Consider the following 5435-nt stretch of genomic DNA (forward strand, 5'->3'; position numbering starts at 1 on the left):
ACGAGAGCATGGACGCCCTCTACCTCGATGCCCCAACCGTCCTACCCGCCACGTCAGACGACTGATCGCCTACACCACGACAGGGGACATGACCCCGGCCTGGATGGGGATCCGCCGCGGCAGAGCGATGCGGGCCACCTCGGCCGTGATGCCGATGTCCGCCAGCAGACGCCGTTGCTCAGGGTGCAGAGTGCTGTAGCGGGTGCACTGCAGATACAGCCACTCGCCATTGAGGATCTGCGTGCCGGGAAATCCTGCGGCTGCATCTGGCGGACCGTCCACGGCGGCGTGATCGCGCGCCCGGTAGTACGAGCGCTGCCACTGCACCGACCAGGGGACGTTCCACCACGGGTCCAAGGCCGCCAGCGCCTGTGCACGGTTCCGGCGCCATCGCCCAGGCCCTGGCCTGGACGTTGCTCAGCCATTCCCCAAGCCGGTAGGAATCGACCACGGTGTCCTGCGGGACGGCAAGGTTTCCGCGTTCACGCACATAGCGGCTGGCATGCGCCAGGCCTGCCGCGAAGGCGTCGTCCGCCTGTCGGCTGTGTCCGCGCCGCCGCTTCCCCTCTGCACTCTGGCCATCGGCACCTGCGCGCGCTGCGAGCTCGTCCACCAGATGGCGCTGGCGGTGCGCGGGAGCCACCGCCCACACTGCCTGCCCCGCAGCCCTTGTTCCGCCCTGCGCCCGCACACACTGATACGCCCACGCAAAGAGCGGACCTGACGTCTCTTGCGCCAGCTGTTCCACGTACCAGGGCCGCCGCACGCAGGCTGAGACAGCCGTCAGCAGTACGGGGAGATCAGCCAGGCGAAACGGAACATGGCCCTGTGCCTCGGCCACCACGCGGCGCCTAAAGCCGTCCCTGGCCAGCAGCGTGGCCAGGGCCACTGTCTCCGGATAGGTCACCAGCTCCCGGGCTAGAACCCGCCACACCTCCGGTTCCAGGCCCTCGCTGTCCAGACTCCGCAGCCGCGCCGGCCATACGTGCTCCCGCGGCCACATCTGCCACCACCACGACGCGGTCACAGCCTGCGCCACTTCAAAGGCATCCGCCGCCCGTGCGGAACGACGCAGCAGCCTCGCATGCCGGCGCCGGGCTTCCAGCACTTCCCTGCACCCGGACAAGTCGACCACTCGGCCGACCGTGCCCGACATTTGCATCAGCCACCGGCGGTGAGACAGGCATACCCGCTGCTGCGACCCCAGATACAGACGCGCGGCCTCCCTCCTCCCGGTACGTCGCGCCGTGCATTCAGGGCAAGCTGGTCCCCAGCACAGCACCTTCTCCCCGGTGTGGTGGAACTGCGCTGCCGGCCCTGTGGTGAACCGACGGCGAGGTTCTTCCTGCGTCCAGGCGGGCAGCGCACGCAGCAGGTGATGCTGCGGGACACGGCCCAGCTGCGCTACCCGCTCCCGAGCCTCCTGGTTCAAATAGATCTCACTGTCCGGCCGCGCTCTACCCATCACGTTGGGCAGTCCGCCCACATCGACGATCACCGCCAGCAAGTCCCTGAACGCCACCCCGTACCGTGCCGCCAGCCGGATCAAGAACGACTGCGTCATCTCCCCCTGCAGCGGCCCCACGCGCAAGACACCGCTCGGCAACGCGACCGCCCCAGCCGCTGCAAGCTCCCGACTCCCACTGCTCATTCCACCCCAGACCGTCAGCCCCGTTCCGCATAACCACCCGCAGGCCTCACCTGATTACGGTGCAAGCCTGAGCGGCCTGGTGCCCCTCAAACGCAAGAAATCATGCCCATTCGACGCCCAGCGCTGTGATCGCCGCCCGCTGGGGCTCGGTGAGCTTGTCGCGGCGGCTGCGGAGGTTGCTGTACCAGATCCCCAGCCGGTGCTCGTGCTTCTGGCCCTCCACCGCAATTTCTTCAGTGTGGGCCCTGGGGACGCGGTGGTGGCCTTCACGGGCCATGTACTGGGCGAGGGCCGCCACGCCACGCTGGAAAGCTGCGGAAGGCTTCCCGGCTGCCTTCGCGGCACCCTTCGACGAGGCCGAGGCGGACCGCTCGGCGGGTGTCATGCCCAGCTCGGACAGCCGCCGTTGCTGCTCCTCAGACAACTCCGCCCAGGACGTCGCCTGCCGCTCGATCCACCGCCCTAGATCATCGCCTTCGAAGAGCACGCCAGGAGCGATGTGAGGGAGCCGGCCACCTGGTTCGTCGGCGACGAGCTCGGCGAGGACGCGGTAGTGGCGCTGCCAGTCGAGGGGCCAGGGGCAGTTCCAGTCCGGGTCGATCGCCGCGAGTTGTGCGGCCCGTGTCGCCGCGCGCTCGGGGTCCTTGCCCAAGCCGTCCCGTCGGCGCAGATTCGCCGCATGCTGGCCCACAGGCACGAGCTCGCCGTCGCCGTCGCCCCAGACCGCGTCCTGGCGGGGTGCGAGGTGTTTGTGGGCGCGCCGGTAGGACCGGAGTACGGCGAGTTTGTTCTCCCATGCTTCTTCGCCCGGTTCCCAGACCATGCCGGCTTCCGGGGCGTCGAGTAGTTCTTTGCGCCGCGGCTCCAGCTCACCCGCCCGCAGCGCCTTTCTCTGCTGGTGCATCCACCTCCCCAGCGGGAAGTCCTTTGTCACGCCGACCTCGGTCTCCGTGTCGTACGGGACGGCGTACAGGCCGGTGATGCCGTTCTCGGCTCGCCAGCGGATGAGGGCCTGGTAGCCCTCCAGCCACACCAGGGACTCCGGCCGGTAGACCCGGGTGCGCAGGAACGCCGCAATCGTGCTGGCGTTCCGGGGAGAGGAGAAGTGGAGCAGCGCGGACTCGGCGGCGCCGTCGGTGTCGCCCTGCTCCTCGCCGTCACTCTCGCCGCCGGCCCCGACGATCCGCCCATCCTCGTCGCGCCGGACGTGCACCTTGCGCTGTCCGCTGGTGAGGGCGCGGGAAGCGAGCTGTTCTACGAGTCGTTCATCGTGGGAGCGCAGGCCTTGGAGCACGGCTACGAGGGGGCGGTAGCTGGCGGAGGCGATCATGTCGGTGGGGTCCTCGCCGGGCTGGAGGAAGACGGGCACGATGATCCGCGCGATCTTCGTGGTGCCGTCCCGGTTCAACCTGAGTGCCCGGCCGATGTTCTGCACGATCTCGACCTGGGAGGTGCGGGTGTCGGCGAAGCAGACGGCTTCCACGCCCCGTTCGCCGGTGATGTCCACGCCTTCCCCGAGCACGCGACAGCTCGCGAGGAACGCCCGGTGGACGCGCCGGCCCGCGGCATCGATGCCGCCTGCGAACTGCCGGATCACTTCGCGCCGCTCGGCGACGAGGTGGTCGCCGCACAGCCAGGCCGACCAGACGCGGTCCGGGGGTACGTGGCGGCCGGCCTCCAGCTCGTAGAACTGTGCGTCGATCGACGAGGCGGGGAGCCGGTCCGTGGCCGCCAGGTCGTCGTCGGTGGCGTCGCCTGCGTACAGCTCGGCAGCGGTCTCGCGCAGCTTGTCCGTGAACGCGGCTGCCTCTTCCACCTTCTGGTGGAACGTCATGACCGTACGCAGGTTGTACGCCGCCGCGTGCTCCAACAGTGCGGTCTGCAGCAAGGCGAGACGCCGACCCCGCTGCGCCTCCTCCGACTCCCCGAGGACAGGCGAAGGGTCACGGATCTCCAGCACGTCGATCTCGAACCCGGCGAGGATGCCCCGCTCGATCGCCTCCGAGAGCCCGAGCTCGGCCAGCCACGGCCCGTAGGTCTCGGAGTCCTGGCCCATCGACGCGAGCTCCAGCTCCTGACCGCCCGCGCCCTGCTGCAGCCGGGGCGAGGCGAGGATGCGCGGGGTCGCGGTCAGGTACAGCCGGAAGTCCGCCGGGATCCGGGCGTTGTCGTGGATCGCCGCCCACGGCCTGCCAAGATCACCTGCAGTGGAGTGGGCCTCGTCCACGATCGCGAGGTCGAACCCGCTCATCCGCTGCCCGTACAGCCGATCCCCGCCCGCCAGGGCAGCCTCCAACGGCCCGCGCACCTTCCCCTGGCCCAAGGGGTCCTCTGGATCCTCACGGTCCACGAGAGAGGCGTACGTGGCGAACACGACGACGGGCCCGCTCCCGGCCCACAGGGCGAGCTGGATCGCGTTGGTGGTGGTGCGCACCCCGAGCCGCTCCAGGACCTCGTCCTTCTCCAGCGAGCACACCGCCACCATCGGGACCCGGTGGCCCACCAGCCGCCACGCCTCAGCGGTCTGCGCGAGCAGGTCCAGGGTCGGCACGGTCACCAGGACCCGCCCGCCCGGGAAGCACTCCAGCGCACACGCGGCAGCCATGATCGTCTTGCCCGAGCCGGTCGCGGACACGATCGTCCCCCGCGCCCCCTCCGACGGCACAGACGACCTTGCAGGAAATCCCACCCACCTCCGAAACGCCGACTTCTGATCGACCTGATGTTCCCGAAGCCGAATACCCAGCATTCCCACGCTCCTCCGCTTCCTTCTTTTCTGCTCGCTTCAAAAATCACCAGGACGGCATGAAGGGCGGGACGGACACCGTACCGTCCTCGCCCACGACGATCCGCTCGGCCAGCTGGGCCAAGACCTCACAGGGGCGCAGCCCCGTCCGGCCGGCCACCACCCGGATCAGTTGACTGGACGCGGCGGACAACCGGACCTCCGCCCGCAGCTCATCCGCTTCCTCCCCCCCCCGCCGTTCCCCAAGGCGGCCTGCGCCGCAAGCGCACCAGCAAGTCGCTCCTCACGCTCACGAGCCCACACCGAGCCCTGAGCATCCCGCTCCGGCTCGTACACGCTCCAGCCGGCTGCAGTCATCAAGTCCCTGACGCGCTGCCACTCAGCGTGCTGGGCCCACCAGATGGCAGCCAACCGCTCCCGGTCCATCTCGAACTCGTAGAAGGAACCGTTGCCCCTCAACTGCTCCGCGGTCTCCCGCTCATGGACAGCGGCCTCCGCGACCTTTTCCGCAACGGCGGCGACGGCCAGGCCACTCGCCTGACGCCGGACCTGATCCCGCGCCACGTCCTGAGCACTCCACATGCGTTTTCCCTTTTTCCGAAAAGCGCGGGCATCCGGAACCGCATCGGGTGGTTGAGGGGTGTCCCGTGTTTCCGCCAACACTACATGGTGCATCAACCTGATGCACCCACTACACCGACACCCGAAATGAAGGAGCACCCCCCACTCTCGTAGCCAGCCCGGCCCGCGCCAGCGGGCCCCAACGGTCCCGGAGGCGCAGCCGGAAGGACCACCAAGCGGGGGAGCGCAGCGGACCCGCCGGCCCGGGCTGCAGCGCAGCGGAAGCCCGGCAGCGGGACGAAGTCCCGCTGCTCCGGGAGCGCAGCGGACGGAGCGGCAACCCCGATGCGCAGCATCGGGGTTGAGCGGGTGGCGCAGCCACCCGCCAGCGCTCCCGCGGAGCGGGAGCGCAACCCCCGTGCGCAGCACGGGGGTTCGCTTGCCCATCGCGCAGCGATGGGGTACCCGCTCCGCGGG

Annotated in this window: 3 protein-coding genes and 1 pseudogene; all 4 read right to left on the reverse strand. The window is 69.6% G+C overall.

What is annotated here, in order from left to right:
• Positions 1–69: 69 nt before the first annotated feature.
• On the reverse strand, positions 70–327 hold the full coding sequence (locus ACZ434_RS32665) for a hypothetical protein (protein ID WP_468462352.1): 258 nt from the start codon (positions 325–327) through the stop codon (positions 70–72).
• Positions 328–1180: 853 nt separating this feature from the next.
• Positions 1181–1651 (reverse strand): annotated as a pseudogene (locus tag ACZ434_RS32670) (TniQ family protein); the annotation flags it as partial.
• Between the two features lie 100 nt (positions 1652–1751).
• Complete coding sequence (locus ACZ434_RS32675) at positions 1752–4400, reverse strand: helicase associated domain-containing protein (RefSeq protein WP_468462348.1); 2649 nt, start codon at positions 4398–4400, stop codon at positions 1752–1754.
• Between the two features lie 43 nt (positions 4401–4443).
• Positions 4444–4590 (reverse strand): hypothetical protein, encoded by a 147-nt coding sequence (locus ACZ434_RS32680; protein ID WP_468462350.1) that lies wholly within the window; start codon positions 4588–4590, stop codon positions 4444–4446.
• Between the last annotated feature and the right edge of the window lie 845 nt (positions 4591–5435).

It is taken from the genome of Streptomyces sp. NPDC030893, from assembly GCF_055571535.1.